18 protein-coding genes and 3 riboswitches are annotated in these 22563 nt (G+C 68.6%); of the genes, 7 read left to right on the forward strand and 11 right to left on the reverse strand.

Annotation, left to right across the window (positions count from 1 at the left end; translation table 11 throughout):
• Nucleotides 1–92 precede the first annotated feature (92 nt).
• From HF877_RS00690 to HF877_RS00705, 4 genes are read right to left on the reverse strand one after another with little or no spacing between them, the layout of a single operon-like run.
• Nucleotides 93–1025 (reverse strand): cobalamin biosynthesis protein, encoded by a 933-nt coding sequence (locus tag HF877_RS00690; RefSeq protein ID WP_169619062.1) that lies wholly within the window; start codon nucleotides 1023–1025, stop codon nucleotides 93–95.
• Nucleotides 1022–3418: a cobyrinate a,c-diamide synthase gene (locus HF877_RS21585; RefSeq protein WP_169619064.1), complete on the reverse strand. Its 2397-nt coding sequence runs from the start codon at nucleotides 3416–3418 to the stop codon at nucleotides 1022–1024. Before HF877_RS21585 ends, HF877_RS00690 begins: the two co-directional genes overlap by 4 nt.
• A 10-nt stretch (nucleotides 3419–3428) precedes the next feature.
• On the reverse strand, nucleotides 3429–4043 hold the full coding sequence (gene cobO, locus HF877_RS00700; protein WP_169619066.1) for a cob(I)yrinic acid a,c-diamide adenosyltransferase: 615 nt from the start codon (nucleotides 4041–4043) through the stop codon (nucleotides 3429–3431).
• Nucleotides 4043–6046, reverse strand: a complete 2004-nt coding sequence (locus HF877_RS00705) for a magnesium chelatase subunit D family protein (RefSeq protein WP_169619068.1) — start codon at nucleotides 6044–6046, stop codon at nucleotides 4043–4045. The genes cobO and HF877_RS00705 overlap by 1 nt, the downstream gene beginning before the upstream one ends.
• A 37-nt stretch (nucleotides 6047–6083) precedes the next feature.
• Nucleotides 6084–6279: riboswitch (cobalamin riboswitch) on the reverse strand.
• Between the two features lie 41 nt (nucleotides 6280–6320).
• Between HF877_RS00705 and cbiE the strand changes: the two genes are divergently transcribed.
• On the forward strand, nucleotides 6321–7532 hold the full coding sequence (gene cbiE, locus HF877_RS00710; protein WP_169619070.1) for a precorrin-6y C5,15-methyltransferase (decarboxylating) subunit CbiE: 1212 nt from the start codon (nucleotides 6321–6323) through the stop codon (nucleotides 7530–7532).
• Nucleotides 7529–8284, forward strand: a complete 756-nt coding sequence (locus tag HF877_RS00715; RefSeq protein WP_169619072.1) for an SAM-dependent methyltransferase — start codon at nucleotides 7529–7531, stop codon at nucleotides 8282–8284. Before cbiE ends, HF877_RS00715 begins: the two co-directional genes overlap by 4 nt.
• Before the next feature lie 6 nt (nucleotides 8285–8290).
• Here the strand turns inward: HF877_RS00715 and HF877_RS00720 are convergent, their stop codons facing one another.
• Genes HF877_RS00720 through HF877_RS00730 form a run of 3 tightly spaced genes read right to left on the reverse strand, consistent with a single transcriptional unit; the run spans nucleotide 8291 to nucleotide 11556 of the window.
• Nucleotides 8291–9823 (reverse strand): precorrin-2 C(20)-methyltransferase, encoded by a 1533-nt coding sequence (locus HF877_RS00720; RefSeq protein ID WP_169619074.1) that lies wholly within the window; start codon nucleotides 9821–9823, stop codon nucleotides 8291–8293.
• Nucleotides 9820–10470: a precorrin-8X methylmutase gene (locus HF877_RS00725; protein ID WP_169619076.1), complete on the reverse strand. Its 651-nt coding sequence runs from the start codon at nucleotides 10468–10470 to the stop codon at nucleotides 9820–9822. Before HF877_RS00725 ends, HF877_RS00720 begins: the two co-directional genes overlap by 4 nt.
• A gap of 12 nt (nucleotides 10471–10482) precedes the next feature.
• The gene (locus HF877_RS00730; RefSeq protein WP_169619078.1) at nucleotides 10483–11556 is read right to left on the reverse strand and encodes a cobalamin biosynthesis protein CobG; all 1074 of its coding nucleotides are present in this window, start codon (nucleotides 11554–11556) and stop codon (nucleotides 10483–10485) included.
• Between the two features lie 27 nt (nucleotides 11557–11583).
• Nucleotides 11584–11788: riboswitch (cobalamin riboswitch) on the forward strand.
• A 52-nt stretch (nucleotides 11789–11840) separates the two neighbouring features.
• On the opposite strand from HF877_RS00730, the gene cobN reads away from it, so the two are divergent.
• The 5 genes from cobN to HF877_RS00755 all read left to right on the forward strand — a co-directional run bounded on the left by cobN (nucleotide 11841) and on the right by HF877_RS00755 (nucleotide 19441).
• Entirely contained in the window at nucleotides 11841–15461 is a 3621-nt protein-coding gene (gene cobN / locus HF877_RS00735; protein ID WP_169619080.1) for a cobaltochelatase subunit CobN, read from the forward strand.
• On the forward strand, nucleotides 15458–16261 hold the full coding sequence (cobF, locus tag HF877_RS00740) for a precorrin-6A synthase (deacetylating) (protein WP_169619082.1): 804 nt from the start codon (nucleotides 15458–15460) through the stop codon (nucleotides 16259–16261). Before cobN ends, cobF begins: the two co-directional genes overlap by 4 nt.
• Before the next feature lie 52 nt (nucleotides 16262–16313).
• A riboswitch (cobalamin riboswitch) is annotated at nucleotides 16314–16501 on the forward strand.
• A gap of 53 nt (nucleotides 16502–16554) precedes the next feature.
• Nucleotides 16555–17598, forward strand: a complete 1044-nt coding sequence (locus HF877_RS00745) for an ABC transporter substrate-binding protein (protein WP_169619584.1) — start codon at nucleotides 16555–16557, stop codon at nucleotides 17596–17598.
• Between the two features lie 8 nt (nucleotides 17599–17606).
• Nucleotides 17607–18647: an iron chelate uptake ABC transporter family permease subunit gene (locus tag HF877_RS00750; protein WP_169619583.1), complete on the forward strand. Its 1041-nt coding sequence runs from the start codon at nucleotides 17607–17609 to the stop codon at nucleotides 18645–18647.
• A complete protein-coding gene (locus tag HF877_RS00755) occupies nucleotides 18644–19441 on the forward strand; it encodes an ABC transporter ATP-binding protein (protein ID WP_169619084.1) in 798 nt (265 codons plus the stop codon). Before HF877_RS00750 ends, HF877_RS00755 begins: the two co-directional genes overlap by 4 nt.
• A 7-nt stretch (nucleotides 19442–19448) precedes the next feature.
• Here HF877_RS00755 and HF877_RS00760 read toward each other — a convergent pair whose 3' ends face one another.
• Genes HF877_RS00760 through HF877_RS00775 form a run of 4 tightly spaced genes read right to left on the reverse strand, consistent with a single transcriptional unit; the run spans nucleotide 19449 to nucleotide 22507 of the window.
• On the reverse strand, nucleotides 19449–20009 hold the full coding sequence (locus HF877_RS00760) for a hypothetical protein (RefSeq protein ID WP_169619086.1): 561 nt from the start codon (nucleotides 20007–20009) through the stop codon (nucleotides 19449–19451).
• The gene (locus tag HF877_RS21590) at nucleotides 20006–20653 is read right to left on the reverse strand and encodes a (2Fe-2S)-binding protein (RefSeq protein ID WP_346765027.1); all 648 of its coding nucleotides are present in this window, start codon (nucleotides 20651–20653) and stop codon (nucleotides 20006–20008) included. Before HF877_RS21590 ends, HF877_RS00760 begins: the two co-directional genes overlap by 4 nt.
• The gene (locus HF877_RS00770) at nucleotides 20646–21485 is read right to left on the reverse strand and encodes an ABC transporter ATP-binding protein (RefSeq protein ID WP_169619090.1); all 840 of its coding nucleotides are present in this window, start codon (nucleotides 21483–21485) and stop codon (nucleotides 20646–20648) included. Before HF877_RS00770 ends, HF877_RS21590 begins: the two co-directional genes overlap by 8 nt.
• Nucleotides 21482–22507 (reverse strand): iron ABC transporter permease, encoded by a 1026-nt coding sequence (locus HF877_RS00775; protein WP_169619585.1) that lies wholly within the window; start codon nucleotides 22505–22507, stop codon nucleotides 21482–21484. Before HF877_RS00775 ends, HF877_RS00770 begins: the two co-directional genes overlap by 4 nt.
• Nucleotides 22508–22563: the final 56 nt, after the last annotated feature.

The following is a 22563-nucleotide window of genomic DNA, read 5'->3' on the forward strand; positions in this document are numbered from 1 at the left end:
GCGTCGGGTGCGTGGGCCTGTTGCCGTGGCGTGCACCGCTGCGCAATGCCGCTGCCCGGAACGTCCCGTGGGACGAGTTCCGGCCGCGACCGTCAACGACGTCTGCACACCGCGACCCGCACGGCGACGGCCGGTGCAACGGTCGAGACGAGTGCTCCCGCACCTACCCGTGCTGCGAGACGCGCGGTTCTCGCGATATCCGCCGGGGCGGGTGCCGGGCCGTCGCCCAGGGTCCCGCGATCCTCGACGACCCCGTGATAGACGTTCGCTCCCCCGAGCGTGATTCCGAGCGCCCCGGCAAAAGCCGCCTCGACGGGACCCGCGTTCGGACTCGGATGCTTGTGCGCGTCGCGCCGCCATGCTCGGAGTGCCGCGACGGGACGCCCGCCCAGCGCCGCGGCCAGCAGTGCGGTCAGCCGAGCCGGGACGAGGTTGAGTACATCGTCGAACCGCGCCGATGCCCACCCGAATCGTTCCAGGCGGGGAGTGCGGTGCCCGACCCGGGCGTCCAGCGTATTCGCGGCGCGATAGCCGAGCAGCCCGGCCGGACCGAGAACCGCTCCCCACACGAGCGGTGCCACGACGGCGTCCGAGGTGTTCTCGGCGACGGATTCGATTGTCGCGCGGGCGATGTCGTCAGCGTCGAGCTGGGAGGGGTCGCGGCCGACGAGATGCGTGACCTGCACCCGTGCCGCGGCGAGGTCGCCGCGGCTCAACTGGTCGTCCAGGGCGCCCGCCTCGGCACCGAGGGATCGGCCCCCGAGCACCACCCATGTGGCGACGGCGACGACCGCGGTGTTGAGCAGAGGGCGCGAGCGGGTCACCCGGTCGGCCGTCCAGCCCAGTAGCCCGGTGGAGCCGACGAGCACCATCGTGAATGCGACTCCGGCGCTGCGGTTGTCGGCATACATTGTGCGTTCGACCGACCGCGCGACTTTTCCGAACCCGCTCACGGGATGCCACCGCCGCGGATCACCGAAAACCTGGTCGGCGAGGTACCCCAGCACCAGCCCTGCTGCCCTCATCGGATCGATCTCCACGCATCGAGCAGTGCGGCGGTGGTGGCGCGGTCGCGTACGGCGATCCGCACCCACTGCTCGCCGAGCCCGGGGAATGTGTCGCCGCGACGCACGGCGAAGCCCCTCGCGCGCAACTGCTCCCGAGTATCGGTGGGCACGGGTACCAGCACGAACGGCCCGGCGGGAGCGCCGGACACCGTCAGGCCCGCGTCGCCCAGCGCCTCGACGAGTGCGGCTCGGTCGGCGGCGACCTCCCGCGCGATCGTCTCGGCCTCCGACGTGGCGCGTGCCGACGCGCACGCGATCATCGCCGCCGCGGCAGGGGTCGACACCGACCACGGAGGTTGCTGCGCCGCGAGATCCGCGATCACGTCGGAGGCTCCGACGACATACCCCGCCCGGATGCCGGGAATCGCCCAGGTTTTCGTCAGCGAACGGATCACCAGCAAACCGGAATCCCGCTCGCCCACAAGCGACTCTGGCTCTCCGGCAACAGCGTCCATGAAAGCTTCGTCGACCACCACGACACGTCCCGGCCGGAGCAGTGCCCGCAACGTCCCGGCGGGGTGCAGTACCGACGTCGGGTTCGTGGGGTTGCCGACCACGACGAGATCCGCATCGTCGGGCACGGCACGGGGATCGAGGACGAAGCCGTCGCCGGCGCGCAGGATCACCCGCCGCACGTCGTGCCCGGCCGCGGCGAGGGCCGCCTCCGGCTCGGTGAACTGCGGATGCACGACCACCGGGGCACGCCATGTCCGTGCACGTGCGATGAGAGTGAAGGCTTCGGCACCGCCCGCGGTGGGCAGTACCTCGTCGACGGTTCGGCCGTGCCGGTCGGCGAGCGCGGACCGGGCGGCCCCCGGGTCCGGGTAGCGGTCCAGATCCTCGAGGGACGCGCGCAGTGCATCGTCCAGCCACGCGGGACGAGGCCGTGTCGAGACGTTGACGGCGAGGTCGACAAGTCCCGGGGTTGCTTCGCGATCGCCGTGGTGGTGCAGGTCGGGGGCGCGCAGGCGAGGTCGCGGCGGCGGTGCCGGCACAGGTGTCGCGACGCGAGCAGCCTCGGCGAACCGCTGCGCGAGTTGCGGGTGACCCGCCCAGTGGGTGTGCAGGTAGGAGGCGTGCAGCGTGGCAGTCGCGACACCGTCGGGCCGCCCGTTGAGCAACCAGCCGGGGGCAGTGCCGGGCTCGACGACGGTGCGATGGAACTCGTGTCCGGTGACGCGGGTGCCGGCGGTGGCCAGCAGGCTGTCGGTCGTGGCGATCGCGGTGCGGTAGCCCAGGGTCAGTCGGGAGGTCATCCGCGCGGACGCATCGAGCGCACCGACCATCTCGGCGCCGTCGACGTCGCGGCACAAGTACAGCAGACCGGCGCATTCGGCGACGGTCGGTACACCGGCGGTGATCGCAGACAGGAGATGGTCACGCAGAGGCGCATTCGCGGAGAGATCCGCGGCGTGGACCTCCGGGAATCCGCCACCCAGATAGATTCCGGTGGTGCCGTCCGGAAGCTTCTCGTCGCGCAAGGGATCGAAGGTGACGGTGCGGCATCCGGCGGCCCGCAGCAGTTCTTCGGTTTCGGTGTAGCGGAAGGTGAAGGCGCGGCCCCCCGCAATCGCGACGACCGGACCGGCCTCGCCGTGGGACACCGACGTGCCGCTGGACACCGACTCGCCGGGCTCCCACGACCGGCCGTGCACATCCGGTGCCGTCCGCGCGATCCGCACGAGTTCGGCAAGGTCGATGTATTCCGCGATCCGGTCGGCGAGCCGATCGAGTTGCCCGGCCGCCTCCGCGCGCTCGTCGGCGGGGATCAGGCCCAGGTGCCGGGAGGGAGCCGAGATTCCGTCGTCGCGGTGCAGTACCCCGAGCACCGGGATGCCGGTGGGCTCCAGCGCCGCGATCACCTCGTCCGAATGACGCTGGGAGCCGGCCTTGTTCAAGATCACCCCCGCGATGCGGGTCCCGCGGTCGTACGACGCCATGCCGTGCACGATCGCCGCGATCGACCGCGATGCGTGCGACACGTCGACGACGAGGATCACCGGCGCGGTCAGCAACGACGCGACGTGTGAGGTCGACGCGAAACCGTCGGTGCCGAGCATTCCGTCGTACAACCCCATGACGCCCTCGACCACCGCGATGTCGGCGCCTGCAGCACCGTGCAGGAGCAGCGGTGCCACGAGATCTTCGCCGACGAGATGCGGATCGAGGTTGCGGCCGGGACGTCCCGTCGCCAGTGCGTGGTAGCCGGGGTCGATGTAGTCGGGGCCGATCTTGTGTCCCGAGACCACCATTCCGGTGCGCCGCAGGGCGGCCATCAGCCCTGCGGACACGGTGGTCTTACCGTGCCCGGAGGCCGGCGCGGCGACGACGAGGCGGGGAAGGGCTACCACTGGTTTGCTCTCACCACTCGATTCCCCGCTGGCCCTTCTGGCCCGCGTCCATGGGGTGCTTGATCTTCGTCATCTCCGTGACGAGGTCGGCGATGTCGAGCAGTTTCGGGTCGGCGCGACGTCCCGTGATCATGACGTGCTGGTGCCCGGTGCGGTGGGAGAGGGTATCGACGACCTCGTCGAGGTCGATCCAGCCCCAGTTGATCGGATAGGTGAACTCGTCGAGCACATACAATCCGTGCTGCTCCGCGGCCAGACGTCGCTGGATCTCGCGCCACCCTGCGAGTGCATCGGCGGCATGGTCCTCGTCGCTGCCCTCCTTGCGCGACCACGACCAGCCCGAGCCCATCTTGTGCCATTCGATCGGACCGCCCGTGCCACGCTCGGTGTGCAATTCGCCGAGGGTTTCGAACGCGGTCTGCTCACCGAGTCGCCACTTGGCGGACTTGACGAACTGGAACACCGCGACCGACCAGCCCTGGTTCCAGCCGCGCAGGGCAAGCCCGAATGCAGCCGTCGACTTCCCTTTGCCGTCACCGGTGTTGACCATGAGCAGTGGACGGTTGCGCCGTTGGCGGGTGGTGAGCCCGTCGTCGGGCACGATGTCGGGTTGTCCCTTCGGCATCAGGCGGCCCTTCCTCGAACGATTCCGGTGAGTGCGTCGGCGTGCACATCGCCGACATGCACGTATTCGGCTCCGAGTCGCTCGGCGAGCCGCCCCGCCAGTCCCATGCGGAACCGGCCCGTTTCGGAGTCGACGACTACCGCGGAGATTCTCTGTGCTGCAATCACATCTGCCGCCGCGAGGGACCTGTTCACGGCATTCTCGCCGGACGTGGCGCGACCGTCGGTGACGACGACGAGCAACGCGCGCCGATCCGGGTCGCGCAACCGGTGCCGCCGAACGGTCTCGGCGGATTCGATCAACCCCTCCGCGAGCGGTGTGCGTCCGCCGGCGGGAAGGTCGCGAAGGCGTGCGGCGGCCACGTCCACCGAACTCGTGGGAGGGAGAGCGAGACTCGCGGCGGACCCCCGGAAGGTGACCAGGCCGACGGTGTCGCGGCGGCGGTACGCGTCGAGCAGCAACGACAGGATCGCGGTCTTCACCTGGGTCATACGCTGTTTCGCGGCCATCGACCCGGAGGCGTCGACGCACAGGAGCACCAGGTTTGCCTCGCGACCCTCGATCACCTTGCGTCGCAGTTCCCGAAGCCCGCCCGGCCCGGCTTCCTGCCCGCCCGAACGGGAGCGGGCATTCGCGCGGATAGTCGCGGGGAGATGGATCGGGCCGGAATCGCCGCGATGCTCACCGACCGTGCGCCCGGTGGTGGTGCGTGCCCGTGAACGCCGGCCCGGCGCGCCGCGCCCGGTGCCGTTCGCGGTGAACAGCCGGGTGCGGTACGGATCGCCGGGGGCGGACACCGCGGTGGGTGCGGGGGCGGACTTCCGCTCCGACTTCGTCTCGGGGGCCGCGGAATCTGCTTCGGAGGATGCAGTATCCGCGTCGCCGCCCGCCGGACCGGACGGATCGGGTGCGCCGCCACCGTCGGGTCCGCGACCGTCGGGTCCGCGACCGTCGGGTCCGCCATCGTCGGGACCGCCGTCGGGATCTTCGTCGGGCGCGGTGTTGCCGAGTAGTTCGTCGAGCAGATCCTCGTCCATCCCCGGCGAGTCGAAGGGAGTGCGGCGGCGGCGGTGCGGCAGCGCGAGTTTCGCCGCGACCGCGATGTCCTCGCGGGTCACCTCACTGCGGCCTTCCCAGGCTGCGTGCGCCACGGCAGTTTTCGCGGTCACCAGATCGGCACGCATGCCGTCGACGTCGAACGCAGCGCACACCTCCGCGATCGCGACCAGCGCAGCATCACCGAGCTGAACCTGCGGCATCCTGTGGCGCGCATCGACGATGCGCTCGGAAAGCGCGGCTTCGGCATCGGCCCACTGCGCGGTGAATGCGGCGGGGTCGGCGTCGAATGACAGGCGACGGCGGATGATCTCGGCACGCAACTGCGGATCACGTGGCGCCGCCACGTCGACCGTCAGGCCGAACCGGTCCAGTAGCTGCGGTCGCAGTTCGCCTTCCTCGGGATTCATGGTGCCGACCAGCACGAATCGTGCGGCATGGGTGACGGACACCCCGTCGCGTTCGACTGTGGAACGCCCCATCGCAGCGGCATCGAGCAGCAGATCGACGAGATGGTCGTGCAGGAGGTTCACTTCGTCGACGTACAGCACGCCGCGATGCGCGAGCGCGAGGAGGCCGGGTTCGTATTCCGCAGTGCCCGCCGACAACGCTTTCTGCAGGTGCAGCGAACCGGTCACCCGGTCCTCGGTGGCGCCCACCGGCAGTTCGACGAGGCGCGCCGGACGACGCCGTACGGGCGCGTCCGTCGGGTGCGGTCCGTCGGGGCAGGCTGGGTCGACCGACCGGGGATCACACGCGAAGCGGCAGCCCTCGACCTCGCCTACCGGCGGCAACAGTGCGGCCTGCGCCCGGACCATCGTCGATTTCGCGGTGCCCTTCTCGCCGCGCACGAGCACGCCGCCGATCTCCGGCGACACTGCGCACAGCGTCAGGGCGAGCGCCAGATCGTCTGAACCGACGACGGCGCTGAACGGATACACGTGCACTACTCGACCCTCCACAGGCTCCCGCTGGGACGTACTCTTCGGCAGCTGAATCGAAGGCCGGTATTCGGACTTCCCGGTCGGACATCGTGCGATCGCCTTCCCGGACCGATGGTCCAGTGGCTGCGCGTACGCGCATGATCGACGACTCCCGGGTCACCGCAGCGGGCCTGTGCCGGATTCTCACCGGCTTCCCGATTATCCCCGTGAGGGGCACCTTCGATTGTCTTGCCGTGGCCGAGTGTATCCACACCGCCCTGCACTATGGTTCACCGCCATGGGTTCTTCGATCACCGTGGTCGGCATCGGCGCCGACGGCTGGGCCGGCGTCGTGCCGGCCGCGCGGGCACACGTTCTGGGCGCCGACGTCCTGCTCGGCGGACGTCGGCATCTTGCGTCGGTGCCGGTCTCCGGCGCGATCCGCGAGCCGTGGCCGTCCCCGCTGCTCGCGGGTCTCGACGACGTGCTCGCCCGCTATGCCGGGCGGTCGATCGTTGCGCTCGCGTCGGGTGATCCGCTGGTGTCCGGAATCGGATCGACGTTGATCCGGAGGCTCGGCCGCGACGCGGTGCACGTGATTCCGGCGGTGTCGTCGGTCGCACTGGCCCGTGCCCGGATGGGATGGGTTGCGGAGGATTGCGAGACCGTCACTCTCGTCGGCCGGAACGTCGACACGTTGCGCCGGTACCTGTCTCGTGATCGACGGCTGATCGTGCTGACCTCGGATGCATCGAGCCTCGATGTGGTTGCGCGACTGCTCGTCGACGAAGGATTCGGTGCCGCACGGGTGACGATCCTGTCGAATCTCGGTAGCGAGGCCGACGAGTCGCGCCGGGCGGGCACGGCGCGGGAGTTCGTCGGTGTGCCGGGCGGTGATCTGAGTCTTCTGTGCATCGAATGTGCGGGAGCCGAGGGCAACTCGACGATCCCTGGGCTTCCCGACGAGTGTTTCGAACACGACGGTCAGCTCAGCAAACGACCCATCCGGGTCGCAGCGGTCTGCGCGCTCGCGCCGAAACCCGGACAGTTGTTGTGGGACGTCGGAGCCGGTGCCGGATCGGTGGGAATCGAATGGGCGCGCACCGATCCGAGTTGCCGGACGATCGCGCTCGAGCGGAACCCCTCCCGCGCGAAGACGGTCGAGCGCAACGCCTCCCGGCTCGGGGTACCGACCTCGGTGCGTGTACTGCTCGGTGGGGCACCGGAGGCGTTGTCGGGACTCGAGACGCCGGACGCGATCTTCGTCGGTGGCGGTGGTAGTCGAGCCGGAGTGCTCGACGCGTGCTGGAATGCGCTGCGCGAGGGTGGTCGTCTCGTGGCTCACTCCGTGACCCTCGAGACGGAGGCCGTGCTCGTGGAGTGGTGGAAGACGTACGGCGGTGAGCTGACCCGGTTGTCGGTCGAACAGGCCGCGCCTATAGGAACATTCACCGGGTGGCAAGCACTGCGCCCGGTGGTGCAGTGGTCCATTGTGAAAGGTGGAAAATGACCGTCCATTTCGTAGGATCCGGGCCCGGTGCGGCCGACCTGCTGACGCTGCGTGCGGCCGAGCTGCTGCGGCACGCGCCGGTGGTGTTGTACGCGGGTACCTACCTCGACGACGAGATCCTCGCGCACTGCGCCGACGATGCCGAACTCGTGGACACCCAGCACCTGGACCTCGATCGAATCACCGAGCATCTCGTCGATGCACACCGCCGCGGCCTCGACGCGGTGCGGTTGTGTTCGGGCGACCCGTCGCTGTACTCGGCGCTCACCGAGCAGACCCGGCGGCTCGACGCGGCCGGAGTGCCGTGGGACGTCACTCCGGGCGTGCCCGCGTATGCGGCGGCAGCGGCCACCCTCGGTGTTGAACTCACGGTGCCGGAACTGGCGCAGACCGTCGTGCTCACCCGTACGCAGGCGCGGTCGACCGCGATGCCCGACACCGAGACCCTCGCCCGTGTCGCGGGTCTGCGCGCCAGTCTGGTTCTGCACCTGGCGATCACCAGGGTGCGGGTTCTCGCGGAGGAGCTGGGTGCGGAGTACGGAACCGACTGCCCGGCTGCTGTCGTGGCCTTCGCGTCACGCCCCGACGAGTTGGTGCTCCGCGGCACGCTCGCGGACATCGCGGACCGGGTCGAGCAGGCCGGGTTGAAGCACACCGCGGTGATTCTCGTGGGTAGGGCGCTCGGTGTCCGGGAGCAGTCCGACGTGGCGTGCTCGCATCTCTACGACCCGGCGCGCCCTCGCCACGTGTAGCGGTCGTCACCGAACCGATCGTGCGGTCCACACCGCCCCGGCTGCCGTCACCGTGGTTCCCGCAGCACCGATGATGAGCAGGCACTTCATGTCGATGCTCGCCGGATCGAGCTTCTCGAGCGTGGTGACATCGAGCGATTCTCCCGAGCGGCCCACGTCGCGTCCCACCACGACGACAGTGTCGCCCGGGCGGTGCCGCAGCAGTACGGCCTTGGCGTCGGCGACCTGCGTCGTGCGTGAGCGAGACGCCGGGTTGTATATACCCAGCACGAGGTCGGCTTCGGCGACAGCGACCAGACGGCGTTCGATCACCTCCCACGGCTTGAGCCGGTCGGACAGGCTCATCACCGCGAAATCCGCTCCGATCGGTGCACCGGCGCGGGCCGCGACCGCCTGCACCGCGGATACACCGGGAAGTACCCGGATCGGTACGGAGTCGTATTTGTCGTCGCGAGCGGCCTCGAACACTGCCGACGCCATGCCGAAGATCCCGGCGTCGCCACCGGAGACCACGGCAACCTTCTCTCCGGCCAGCGCGAGATCGAGAGCGAACCGGGCGCGATCGATCTCCACAGTATTTCCGGTCGAATGCCGTTGCAGGCCTGCACGAACCGGTACCCGGTCCACGTACGGCCCGTATCCGACGACGTGGTCCACGGACGCGAGCGCATCGGACGCTTCCGGTGTCAGCCACTTCTCGCCGGCGGGACCCAAACCGATCACCAGAACCTCGTGGGCGCACACAGGTTCCGGTCTCGTGTCGATTGCCGGACGGGACCGGTCCGCGATGCCGACGTTTCGGGGCGCCCGGTCGCCGGGTGCCAGGATCACCGAGAAGTACGGCACGTCGGCCGGATCGACATCGGTAACAGGTGCGATCCGCTGACCGTCCATCGACGCGCGCTCGACGTATACGGCGTCGGCGAGCCGACCCGACTGCGCGAGCGCGTTGCGGACTGCGGGAAAGGTGCGGCCCAGCTTCATGATCACGGCGCCGTCGGTGTCGGCGAGCCGACGTGCCAGTTCCGGTTCCGGCAGCGTTCCCGGCAGAATCGTCAGGACATCGGTACGTCGCACCAGCGGTTCCGCCGCCGCGGCCGCCGCTGCGGAGAACGATGTCACTCCCGGCACCACCTCGGCGTCGTAGCGGGTCGCGAGTCGATCGTGGAGGTACATGTAGGAGCCGTAGAACAACGGGTCGCCCTCGCACAGCACCACCACGGTCCGGCCCGCATCGAGGTGCACGGCCAATCGGGCCGCCGACTCGTCGTAGAAGTCGGCGATCGCGCCGTCGTATCCGCCCGGGTGGTCGACGGTGCCGGTCGTCACCGGGTACACCAGACGTTCCTCGAGCGCACCGTCCGGGATGAGGTCGGCCGCAATCGCACGCGCAATCGACCGGCCGTGTGTTCCCGAGTAGTAGGCGACCACGTCGGCGTCGCCGATCAGTCGCGCAGCCTTGCGGGTGATGAGTTCGGGATCGCCGGGGCCCAGGCCTACGCCGAAGATTCTTCCGGGAGTGTCCGCTGTAGAGGTCATTCCGCTTCCTGAGCCAGTGCGTTGAGTGCGGACGATGCCATCGCCGAGCCGCCGCGTCGTCCCCGAACCACCAGGTGCGGGATCTGCAGACCGTGTTCGATCAGCGCGTCCTTGGATTCGGCGGCACCGATGAAACCGACCGGCACCCCGACGATTGCGGCGGGTCGGGGCGCGCCGGCATCGAGCATCTCCAGCAGGTGGAAGAGGGCGGTGGGAGCGTTGCCGATCGCGACGACGGCGCCGTCGAGCCGGTCGGCCCACAGTGACACCGCCGCCGCAGACCGAGTGGTACCCCAGCGTTCGGCGAGACCCGGAACCCGCGGATCACGCAACAGGCACAGCACCTCGTTGTCGGCGGGCAGGCGGGTGCGGGTGACACCGGAGGCAACCATGTTCGCGTCGGTGAGAACAGGCGCCCCGGCGTCGAGTGCCCGACGGGCTGCCGAGACCAGATCGGGATGGATCACCAGATCTCGGGCGAGATCGGTCTGCCCACTCGCGTGGATCATCCGTACCGCGACCTTCTCCGCGTCCGCGGGAATCGCGGCGAGATCGGACTCGGCCCGGATCGTCGCGAACGAACGTACGTAGATTGCGGCACCGTCGGTTTCGTACTCGTACCGACGGGGTGGTGGGGATTCGATCACGGCTGGCTCCTGTTACGTCGGACTGCAGGCGAAGACGAGGGAGTGAGGGGAGTGCGGTGCGCCGCAGGAGCGTTCGCAGCCGACGACATGCACAGCGCGATCCGGGAGGGGTGACGCAGCGACGCGGTGTGCGAGTGCTCGGGTGTTTCCACCGGCGAGGTTACACCCGGGTGCCCCCGTGCACGCGGTGACCCGTCTCCACGGCGAATCGTCGTCGAGCACGAACCCGACGGCGGCCAGGTCGGCCGGATCGCTGTCACCGGGGAGGACGAGTCCACGCCACGGTGTGACGATCACGCCTCGGGCCGGCAGCGCGGCGACCATCGGCGGGGTGAGTATCCCCAGCGGAACAAGCACCGACACCGCGGTACCGAGGACGCCGTACGGCATCGCGGCAGGCGGTGCCGGGGGAGCGGTTGAACCGCCGCCGATTTCGCGTCCGGCCCCGGGAAGTTGCCGCACGTGCCACCGCGTCGCCCGTACCTCGACGAACCGCAGTGCCGTCTCGATCATGGCGTCGACGACGTCCGGCAGCGGCAGGGTCGGACCGGACAGATCTCCGACGGTGAGCCGTGCGCTGCGGGCATCGACCGCGACCGCGGCGAGGTCGCACCGTAGCGCCGCAACATCGCCGCGGCCGTCGTCGAGGCCGAACAGGAACCTGCCGGGCAGGTCGGTGAGCGCAGGTTCCCGGCACAGTGCCTCGTCGAGCGCACCGATGAGCGGCCGGATGTCGGCGAGCCCGCCGAACCGTCCGGACAGCGGCGACGCGACGATGTTCCGCACGCGTTCGTGGGACGCCGACGGCAGGAACCCGGCACCGGAGACCGCCTGCACGAGTCCTTCCGGAACGGCCCCGTTTTCGTCGATAGAAATGCCTCTGATCTGCACGTTTCCGCGCGAGGTGAGGTGAAGGTCGCCGTCCGCGAACTGCCCGGCCGCGGCCGACAACCGGTGCACACCACCGTCCGGCACCCGGCCGCCCGGCGAACGCAGTCGCACCAGCGCACCGTCGGCTGCGAGATGCGGACGCAGCACCCCGGGGCACCGATCCGGTGCGAAGGTTTCGGGAGGAAGGTCGGCCATGAGCGCACATGGTTGCACACGCGGAGAAAACCGTGCGCTACTCTCGGTTTGCCGTGGTGCTCGGGAAGTCGGTGAAAAACCGACGCGGCCCTCGCCACTGTGAGCGGGTAGTTGTTCGCCCTCGTCCGTACCGGTCCGCCGGTGCGGAGACCACTGGAGCCAGCTCCGGGAAGGTCGGCCGAGCAGCGTCGATCCGTCAGCCAGGAGACCGGCCACGGCACGCGAGGTCCACGAGGGTTTTGGAGACTGAACATGGCTTCTGTTGTGCTGCTTCGGGTTGCGTTGTGACGCGGCTCGCGCTGTTGTCGACGTCGGACACCGACCTGCTGTCGGCGCGTTCGAGCGGCGTCGATTGGGTGGTAGGCAACCCGTCCCGGCTCGACCTGACCGGCGGGGATCCCCGAGCGCTGCCTGCGCTGCTGGCCGGAACAGACCTGGTGATCGTCCGAATCCTCGGATCTGCCCGCTCCTGGCAGGCGGGACTGGACCTGGTTCTCGCCCACGGGGTTCCCGTCATCGTCCTCGGTGGCGAGCAGACCCCCGACGCGGAGCTGATGGGTTGGTCGACGGTGCCGATCGGTACCGCCGCAGAGGCCCACCGCTATCTCGCCTACGGCGGTCCGGCGAACCTCGCTCAACTGCACGCGTTCCTGTCCGACACGGTGCTTCTCGGCGGTGAAGGTTTCGAACCCCCGCTCGAGCTGCCCGAATGGGGCATTCTCGACCGTCCCGCAACCCCTGACGCGGCGCTCCCGCGAGTCGGCGTGTTGTTCTACCGCGCGCACCACACCAGCGGAAACGTCCAATTCGCACACGATCTCGCCGATGCGATCGACGCGACCGGCAAGGCGCGCGGCGTCGCAATCCACTGTGCGTCGTTGCGCGGTGCCCCGGATGATCTTCTGCGCGAACTCGGCACCCTCGATGCCCTGGTCGTCACGGTCCTCGCCGCGGGTGGCACCAAACCCGCGACAGTGAGCGCCGGTGGCGAGGACGAGGCGTGGGACGTAGCGGCGCTGGCCGCACTCGACATCCCGATCCTCCAGGCGCTGTGCCTGACTTGGAGCCGCGACAGCTGGGCCGACTCCGACGACGGTGTGTCCCCGCTGGATTCGGCCACTCAGATCGCAGTTCCCGAATTCGACGGGCGCATCATCACGGTGCCGTTCTCGTTCAAGGAACTCGATGCCGACGGACTGCCGCGTTATGTCACCGACCCCGAACGTTGCCGTAGGGTCGCGGGTATCGCGGTGGCACATACCCGGTTACGGCGTGTCCCGCCACAGCAGCGCCGGATCGCCCTCATGCTGTCGGCATATCCGACGAAACACTCCCGGGTCGGCAACGCCGTGGGCCTGGACACCCCGGTATCGGCGATCCGGCTCCTGCGGACCATGCGTGAACAGGGTTACGACCTGGGCGACGGCTTTCCGGGCATGGATCTCGACGACGACGCAGAAGCCGGAAACGCCCTGATCCACGCGCTCATCGATGCGGGGGGACAAGACGAGGAATGGCTCACCGCGGAGCACTTGTCCGGTAACCCTGTGCGCGTCACCACCGCTCAGTACCGCGAGTGGACGAAGAATCTGCCCGCGGAACTGACCGATGCGATGACGGAAACCTGGGGCGAGGCCCCCGGCTCCTTGTTCGTCGACGGTGACGGCGACGACAAGTCCGTAATCCTCGCGACGTTGCAGGCCGGCAATGTGGTGCTGATGATCCAGCCGCCCCGCGGTTTCGGTGAGAACCCCGTCGCGATCTATCACGATCCCGATATGGCGCCGTCACACCACTATCTCGCCGCGTACCGGTGGGTGGAGAACGGTTTCCGCGCCGACGCAGTCGTGCATCTCGGTAAGCACGGCTCGATGGAGTGGCTGCCCGGCAAGAACGCGGGCCTGTCCGCGTCGTGTGCGACGGACGCCGCGATCGGCAACATGCCGCTCATCTACCCGTTCCTCGTCAACGATCCGGGCGAGGGCGCGCAGGCCAAGCGGCGCGCGCACGCGACGATCATCGATCACTTGATTCCGCCGATGGCGCGCGCCGAATCCTACGGCGACATCGCGCGTTTGGAGCAGTTGCTCGACGAGTACTCGAACATCGCGGCGATGGACCCGGCCAAGCTCCCGGCGATCCGCGCGCAGATCTGGACGTTGATCCAGGCCGCGAAACTCGACCACGACCTCGGCCTGGACGATCGCCCGCACGACGCGGAGTTCGACGACTTCCTGCTGCACGTCGACGGCTGGCTGTGCGAGGTGAAGGATGCGCAGATCCGCGACGGCCTGCACGTGCTCGGTGGTGCCCCCGAGGGGGACGCGCGCGTGAACCTGGTGCTGTCCATCCTGCGTGCAGCCCAGGTGTGGGGAGGGAAATCGCACGCGGTGCCCGGGCTTCGCACCGCATTGGGTTTGAAGCCCGACGCGCCGCTCACCGAGGTCGACGCGGTCGAGTCCCAGGCCCGTGCGCTTGTCCGTGCAATGGAAGACTGCGGCTGGACTTGCGGATCTGGCGCAGCCACAGTCGAATCCGTACTCGGGCGTGCCGACCATGAGGTCGCACGAGTGCTGGAGTTCGCTGCTGAGCAAGTGGTGCCCCGCCTGGCGCGGACCACCGACGAACTCGATGCGGTGCTGCATGCTCTCGACGGCGGCTACATCCCCGCCGGGCCCTCCGGATCGCCGTTGCGGGGCCTGGTCAACGTGCTGCCCACCGGCCGCAACTTCTACACCGTCGATCCCAAGGCGGTCCCGAGCCGACTCGCCTACGACACCGGCGTGGCCCTCGCGAATGCCCTGATCGAGCGATACCTGGCCGATGTCGGCGAGTATCCGCGGTCGGTGGGGCTCTCGGTGTGGGGAACGTCCGCGATGCGCACCGCGGGGGACGACGTGGCCGAGGTCCTCGCGCTGATCGGCGTGCGTCCCGAATGGGACCCCGAATCGCGCCGGGTCCGAGAGCTGACCGTAGTGCCGCTCGAGGAGCTCGGCCGGCCACGCATCGACGTCACCGTCCGCATCTCCGGCTTCTTCCGCGACGCGTTTCCGCATGTCATCGGAATGCTCGACGACGCGGTCCGCATGGTTGCGGCACTCGACGAACCCGCCGACCGGAACTACGTTCGCGCTCACGCGCAGCGGGACGAGGCGGAACACGGGGACGCGGACCGCGCGGTGCGGCGGATCTTCGGTTCCAAGCCCGGCTCCTACGGGGCGGGCATCCTGCAACTCATCGACACCGGCAACTGGCGGACCGACGCGGATCTCGCCGAGGTGTACACGGCATGGGGAGGGTTCGCGTACGGGCGTGGCCTGCACGGCGAGCCCGCAGCCGACGAGATGCACGCCAACTATCGACGTATCGCTGTGGCGGCGAAGAACACCGACACCCGCGAGCACGACATCGCCGACTCCGACGACTACTTCCAGTACCACGGCGGCATGATCGCGACCGTGCGCGCGCTCACCGGTGGCGATCCGAAGGCGTACATCGGGGACTCCACGACCCCCGACGCGGTCCGCACCCGGTCGTTGACGGAGGAGACCGCGCGCGTGTTCCGGGCGCGGGTCGTGAACCCGCGCTGGCTCGCCGCGATGCGCCGGCACGGTTACAAGGGCGCGTTCGAACTCGCGGCCACCGTCGACTACCTCTACGGGTACGACGCCACGGCCGGTGTCGTCGCCGACTGGATGTACGAAACCCTCGCGCAGACATACGCTCTCGATCCCGAGAATCAGCAATTCCTCCGCGAGGCGAACCCGTGGGCGTTGCGCGGGATCGTCGAGCGACTCACCGAGGCCGCCGACCGTGGTCTGTGGGCCGAGCCGGATCCCGACACCGTGCAGGCGCTGCAGCAGGCCTACCTCGACGCAGAAGGCGATCTCGAGGACCGCGGGTGACGGTTCGGCGGCTGCGGCTCATCGGTATCGGCCCGGGTGGCCCCGACGACCTGACCGTGGCCGCCGTGCACGCGTTGAACAGCGTCGACGTGTTCCTCGTCGCCGACAAGGAAGCCGAAGCCGGACGTGCCGGTACCGGTGATCTCGTCGCTGTGCGGCAAGAGATCTGCCGGCGTCACAGCACGGGGGACTACCGCGTCATCGCGGTGCCCGATCCGCCACGCGACCGGACCCCCGAAGCATACGGCGCCGAGGTGCGCGACTGGCACGCCGCACGCGCCGAAGCCTACGAGATCGCTCTCCTCGAACAGGTTCTCGACGGCGAGACCGTCGGGCTCCTCGTGTGGGGAGATCCGAGCCTGTACGACAGCACTATCCGTGTCGTCGAACGCATTCGCACTCGTGGACTGCTCGACATCGACTACGACGTGATCCCGGGAGTCAGCAGTGTGCAAATGCTCGCGGCACGGCACAGGCTGGTGCTCAACGTGATCGGAGGCCCGATCACCATCACGACGGGCCGGCGGCTCGCCGAGGAGGTGGCCGGAGGAGCGGAGAACATCGTGGTCATGCTCGACGGGCAGCTCGCGTGCTCGGAATTACCCGGCGTGTGGGATATCTGGTGGGGCGCACAGCTGGGAACGACCGACGAAGAACTCGTGGCCGGACGCCTCTCCGACGTACTTCCCGAGATCGAGAAGGCGCGGGCACGGGCGAAGGTCGCGCGAGGCTGGGTAATGGATACGTATCTGCTTCGCCGCGCCCCCGGTGACCGTTCACCACGTCGGTCCAGGGCGTGACTCCACCACCGTCCCGCCTGACGTGAGCCTGTCCGCCCACCCGCTGCTATGTCCATGTTCGCGACGGTCTTGTACGCTTCGATACGACGTAGGGAACACCGGTGCGAATCCGGGGCTGTCCCGCAACTGTCACCGAGGAGCGATCCCCCACTCGTACGGCCACGACCCATCACGGTTGGAAGGCCGGGGGAGAGCGTCGATCCGGGAGCCAGGACACCTGCGCCGACCGAAGTGACACCACGAGGATGGACATGAACAACTCGATATTCACCGCCCGGCAGGGGCGGCACCCGATGCTGCGCACAGGCATCGCAGTCGTCGCCGCGACCCTCGCGGTCGCAGGCTGTTCGACGAACGACACCGAGCGAGCCGCCGAACAGGACGTCGACGTCTCGTCGTCCGCGACGAACTATCCACTGACGATCGACAATTGCGGTTATTCCGTCACGATCGATGCGCCCCCGCAGCGGGCCGTCTCGCTCAACCAGGGCTCCACGGAGATCCTGTTGTCGCTCGGACTCGCCGATCGGATCGTCGGCACCGCGACGTGGACGGACCCGGTGCGCGACAACCTCGCAGCCGCGAACGAGACCGTTCCGCGTCTCGCCGACAACAAACCGTCGTTCGAAGTGGTCCTCGATACCGAACCCGACTTCGTGTCGGCGTCGTTCGGCGGCACGCTGGGCGAGGGCGGTGTCGCCGACCGGGATCAGTTCGACCGGCTCGGGGTGCCGTCGTACCTGTCGCCCACCGACTGCGAAGGTAAGAACGACGAGAGTGTCAACGCCGACGGCAACCGGACCGAACCGCTCACGATGGACTCGGTCTACAGGGAGATCCGCGATCTCGCAGCTATTTTCGACGTGCGGGAGCGCGGTGAGGAGTTCGTCGCGGAACTCGAGCAGCGATACGAGAACGCTGCTGGTGAGGTCGATGCGTCGGAGGTGTCGCTGGCGTTCTGGTTCGCCGATATCAACACGCCGTATGTGGCGGGCTGCTGTGGCTCGTCGGGCATCATCACGAATTCCGTCGGGGCGAAGAACGTCTTCGACGACACCACCAACGAGTGGCCGCAGGTCAGCTGGGAGTCGGTTCTGGACCGGGACCCGACCGCACTGGTGCTCGGGGATCTGAGTCGCCGCAGCATCGACGGTGACGCCCTCGACAGCAAGATCGCGTTCCTCGAGTCGAATCCGGTCACACAGCGACTGTCCGCTGTACAGAACAAGCGTTACATCGTGGTCAACGGCGCCGACATGAACCCGTCCATCCGCACGGTCGACGGAATCGAGAAGGTCGCCGCCGCAGTGCGGGAATGGAACCTCGGCAACCGGTGACGGCCGAGATGAAGACCCGGTTGCCCGTCAGGGGCCACCGGGTCCCGGTTGTCGCTGTGATCACCGTGGGAGTGGTGGCGCTTGCTCTGTCGATCGCCGTCACCGTCACCATAGGGCCCGCGAATCTCTCTGTCGGGGACGTCTATTCGGTGATCTTCGACAAGCTGGGTATGAGTGGGTCGACGGTGAGTGCAATCCGGGAGGGCATCGTCTGGGAACTGCGGCTACCTCGAACGTTGCTCGCGGCGGTGTGCGGGGCCGGCCTGGCCGTGTGCGGCGTGATCATGCAGTCGCTGCTGCGAAATCCGCTCGCCGACCCGTTCGTGCTGGGTATCTCGTCCGGTGCCTCCACCGGCGCCGTGATGATCGCGGTCCTCGGCATCGGAGGCGGTGCGATCTCGTTGTCCGGTGGTGCCTTTCTCGGCGCGCTGGTGTCGTTCGGGCTGGTGCTGCTGCTTGCGACGGGCGCGGGCGGCGGAACCTCCCGTGTGGTCCTCGCCGGTGTCGCGGGTACGCAATTGTTCTCGGCGCTCACCTCTTTCATCGTCATCTCGTCGGCCGACGCGGAACGCACCCGTGGTGTGCTGTTCTGGCTGCTCGGCTCGCTCGCGGGCGCAACCTGGAGCGACGTGATCCTGTGTGGCGGGGTGTGCGCACTGGGGGTTGCGGTGTGTCTGCTGAAGGCGTCCGCGCTCGATGCCTTCACCTTCGGATCGTCCACCGCCGCGACGCTCGGAATCGCGGTGGGACGCACCCGCCTGATGTTCCTGGTGGTGACGGCACTCATCACCGCGGTGCTGGTCAGTGCGGCAGGTGCCATCGGATTCGTGGGTCTGGTACTTCCGCATGCCGCCCGATTCCTGGTCGGCCCCAGGCACAGTCGTCTCGTGCCGGTCGCAGCAGTGGTGGGTGCGGTGTTCATGGTGTGGGTCGACGCGGTGGCGCGCACGGTGTTCGCGCCGCAGGAAGTACCGGTCGGTGTGGTGACAGCGCTGATCGGTGTGCCCGCCTTCGCCCTGATTCTCTTCCGTATGAGGAGCACGCAGTGACGAGGAAAACAGAGACACTGGCGGCAACATCGCTGAGGTGGAGCCGGGGCGGCAACCTCGTAGTCGACGACGTGACGATCGACCCGCGGCCCGGCGAGACAATCGGGCTGCTCGGCCCCAACGGTTCCGGCAAGTCGTCACTCCTGCGTCTGCTTGCCGGCGTCGACCGTCCGGACGCGGGCACTGTGACGCTCGATGGTGCCGACATCCGGTCGCTCGGCCGCCGCGTCCTGGCCAGGCGGGTCGCGATGGTGGGACAGCACTCGCACACCGAGGTCGACATCAGGGTCCGGGATGTGGTTCGGCTGGGCCGAGTTCCACACGCGGACGTCTTCGGCCGCGACGACGGAGGCGACGCCGCGATAGAACGGGCGCTCGTGGCCACCGGTATGTCCGAGCACGCCGACCGCCTGTGGCGGGCCATGTCGGGCGGAGAACGCCAGCGCGCCCAGATCGCGCGGGCGCTCGCCCAGGATCCGCAGGAACTCCTGCTCGACGAACCGACCAATCACCTCGACGTCCAGCATCAGCTCGACATCCTGGAACGGGTGGTGGCATTGCCGGTGACCAGTTACGTCGCACTGCACGATCTCAACCTCGCGGCGATGTTCTGTGACCGGGTCGTCGTTCTCTCGAAGGGACGGATCGTCGCCCAGGGCCCACCTATCGAGGCACTGACGTCCGACATGATCGAGCACGTATACGGGGTGCGTGCCTCCGTCGTCGACGACGGAGGCACGCCGGTGATCCGGTATCACCGTGTCCGTGACCGGGAGTTCGCCGGGCCGGGGTGACCGTCGATCAGGAGTGACGGAAACCTTGGCCGCTGCGGTCGCGGGGATCGGGTTCGAGTCCGAGGAGCTCGGCCCGAATCCGATCCCACGCCTCGAGGTGCTCCCACACGGGTTCGTCCGTGAGGCGCTGAGTGTTGGTGAGGAACGGCGTGGGAAGCATGACGGTCATCATCTGCTCGTCGCGACCGTTGAACAGGCGCAGGCCCCACGACGAGACGGTGTCGTCCGCGCCGATCCGGCGATAAAGCTCGGCGCGGCTGCAACGACGGATACGGCCGAGTTCCGGTCCGCTCGCGGTGTGCTCACCGATGCACAGATGAAAATGCCACCGCCCGAAGTCGACCGTCGCGTACCCGTCGTACATCGAAATCTTTTTCGGCGCATTGGGAGCCGCAACCTCGAGCGCCGAACCTTCGATGAGGAGACCGAACCACATGTCGTTCCAATACTCGTCGAACAGCATCCGGATCAGGCGGAGAAGGCTGTCCTCGTCGACGGGCAGCGCCCAACGCTGCTCGCGTCCGCCGTCTTCGGTTTCGAGGATCTCAGGGCTGAAAGTGGACGTCACGATCTCTCCTTCGAGGACATGGCAGGAGGGGTGGGAAAAGGACAGTCGCCGCACACGCCGCCGTTCGGGGTGCGATAGAACAAGCAGCAGCTGCGACGACGACCCGTGGACCGATCGAGTGCGGTGCGGAGCCGCGGGTCGCCCAGCAGGGCTTCGACGTACGGCGTTGCCGCGGGCCCGAGCACGCGACCCGCGCCGATCAACGCCGACGCGGTATTGCCCCACATGAGGCCCGGGGCCACGACATCCGCCCACGCCTCGATGAGCGGTTCGAGTTGGGCATCGAGGACCTCGGCCGCGACGGAACCACCGAAGCGTGGATCGGCGAGGTGCAACTGCATGCCGCCGTCCGTCCGCCACAGCAACATCCCCGGATCGAGCCGGATGCATCGACCCGACGTCGTCACCGATCCGAGCGCGACGGACCACATCCTCGCGGCGTACCCGAAGAACACGGTCGAGGCGGCGACCCGCGGCTCGCTCGTAACCATCCGGTCGGCCGTCGTGGACACGAGCGCGTCCCGTATTGCGCACTCGCGCAGGGCGGTCGTGGGCTGCCAGGGGCCGGGCGCCGGTCCGGTGCCGACCGCGAAATACGGACTCTGCGTGGCGATTTCCTCGAGCACTTCTGTTGGGTCAGGCACGGCTGTCATCCCCCGTGAGATCGAAGACCAGTGTCTGCGGATCGAATCGCATGCGTCCGCGGTCGAATGCCGCCCCGATCCGTCCGGATTCCGCGAGGGCCGCCGGGGTGTCGCACGTCAGCGTCCGATCGGCGTCGAGCAACCACATCCGGTCCGACACTCGCAACGCGAGTTCGAGTTCGTGGGTGGACATGATCACGGCAAGGTTCTGCTCCCGGGCGAGGCGGCCCAGAACGTCGACGAGTTCGACCCGGGACGGTACATCGAGGAACGACGTCGGCTCGTCGAGGACGAGCAGCGACGGTTGTTGCGCGAGTGCGCGGGCGGTGAGGGACCGTTGCCGCTGGCCGTCGGACAGTTCGGTGAACTGTCGTGCGGCCAGGTGTGTCGCCCCGACGGCGTCGAGTGCCCAATCCACCACGGCCCGGTCCTCGGGGGAGAGCCGGGCGCTCGCGGGCAGATGTGGGGTGCGACCGAGTGCGACGAGTTCCCGCACGGTGAGTAGGCCGGGGTCGATGCGCTCGGTGAGCACCACCGAGATGCGGGTGGCGAGGTCGGCGGGCCGGACCGACGACAGGTCGTCGCCGTCGATCAGGACCTGTCCGTGCAGCACCGGTTGCAGTCCGCACAGCGTACGAAGGAGCGTGGATTTACCGGCCCCGTTGGGGCCCACCAGAGCGGTGAGTTCGCCGCGTCGCGCGACAGCGTCGAGACCGGTCGCGACGGTGGTGACACTCCGTCGGCGAAGAGCGCACCGGCGGTTGTAACCAATTGTCACATCACGTAATTCGATGCCGTTGGGATCGGCCGTGGATACGTCGGTTCGGGTCACAGCGCGGATCCCAACGCCCCGCGACGGCTGCGCACGAGGACGGTGATGACGACCGGCGCACCGACCAGGGCGGTAACGGCATTGAGTGGGAACACCGTGTCCGTGCCGGGCATCTGGCTCACCAGCCCGCAGACGAGTGCGACCACCGCGCCCAGTAGGGCGACGCCGGGCAGCAGGACGCGGTGGTCGGAAGTTCCGAATGCCATGCGGGCCAGATGCGGGACGATGAGTCCGAGGAATCCGATCGGCCCGCAGAACGCGGTGGTGGCACCGGCGAGCAGTGCTGCCGAGACGACCGTCGTCAGGCGCACGGCGCGGATGTCGATACCCATGGAGCGGGCGTACCCCTCGCCGAGCAGCAACGCGTTGAGGGCACGCACCGTGAGAAGCGCGGCGGCGATTCCGGTCAGGACGATCGGGACCAGCAACGCCAGATCGGACCACGTGGTCGCGGTGAAACTGCCCAGACCCCACACGAGGAACTGTTGGCTGCGTTGGGGATCGGCATAGACGAGCAGGACCGAGACCACCGCGGTGGTCGCCGAACCGAGCATGACCCCGATCAGGAGGAGCGTGACCGCCGAACGCACCCACCGCGACAACAGCATGATCAGCATGAGCACCGCTGCGGCCCCGAGTGCGGCGGCGATGACCACGCCGGCCCGCCCGAGTCCGGCGAGATTCGCGGTGAACCCGCTCGCACCTCCACCGCCGGCCACCACGACGAGCGCGACGCCGAGACTCGCGCCGGAACTGGCACCGAGGATGTAGGGGTCGGCGAGCGCATTGCGGAACAGCGTCTGCATCTGCAGGCCCGCGATGCCCAACGCGGCACCCACCACGATCGCGGTGATCGTGCGGGGCAGGCGCAAATCGCGGACCACTGTGCCCCATCGGGGATCGGACGCGTCCTGGCCCGTGAGGATACGAAGGGTCTCGCCGATGGGCACGGTCACCGACCCCAGGGTCACCGACAACACGACGGCGAGGGCGAGCGCCGCGGCCAACGCAGCGAGCGCCACCGCGACGCGCCCGGTGCGAGGAGGAGGCGACGTGACGCCGTCCTGCGTCCGGGGTG

The organism is Rhodococcus sp. BL-253-APC-6A1W (assembly GCF_012843405.1).
Taxonomy (GTDB): Bacteria; Actinomycetota; Actinomycetes; order Mycobacteriales; family Mycobacteriaceae; genus Rhodococcus.

Bases quoted from the DNA above. Each gene is read 5' to 3' on its own strand.
- HF877_RS00720 (WP_169619074.1), bottom strand. From the start codon at position 9,823: ATGACCTCTACAGCGGACACTCCCGGAAGAATCTTCGGCGTAGGCCTG.
- HF877_RS00690 (WP_169619062.1), bottom strand. From the start codon at position 1,025: ATGAGGGCAGCAGGGCTGGTGCTGGGGTACCTCGCCGACCAGGTTTTC.
- HF877_RS00715 (WP_169619072.1), top strand. From the start codon at position 7,529: ATGACCGTCCATTTCGTAGGATCCGGGCCCGGTGCGGCCGACCTGCTG.
- HF877_RS00745 (WP_169619584.1), top strand. From the start codon at position 16,555: ATGCTGCGCACAGGCATCGCAGTCGTCGCCGCGACCCTCGCGGTCGCA.
- cobO (WP_169619066.1), bottom strand. From the start codon at position 4,043: ATGCCGAAGGGACAACCCGACATCGTGCCCGACGACGGGCTCACCACC.
- HF877_RS00730 (WP_169619078.1), bottom strand. From the start codon at position 11,556: ATGGCCGACCTTCCTCCCGAAACCTTCGCACCGGATCGGTGCCCCGGG.
- HF877_RS00750 (WP_169619583.1), top strand. From the start codon at position 17,607: ATGAAGACCCGGTTGCCCGTCAGGGGCCACCGGGTCCCGGTTGTCGCT.
- cbiE (WP_169619070.1), top strand. From the start codon at position 6,321: ATGGGTTCTTCGATCACCGTGGTCGGCATCGGCGCCGACGGCTGGGCC.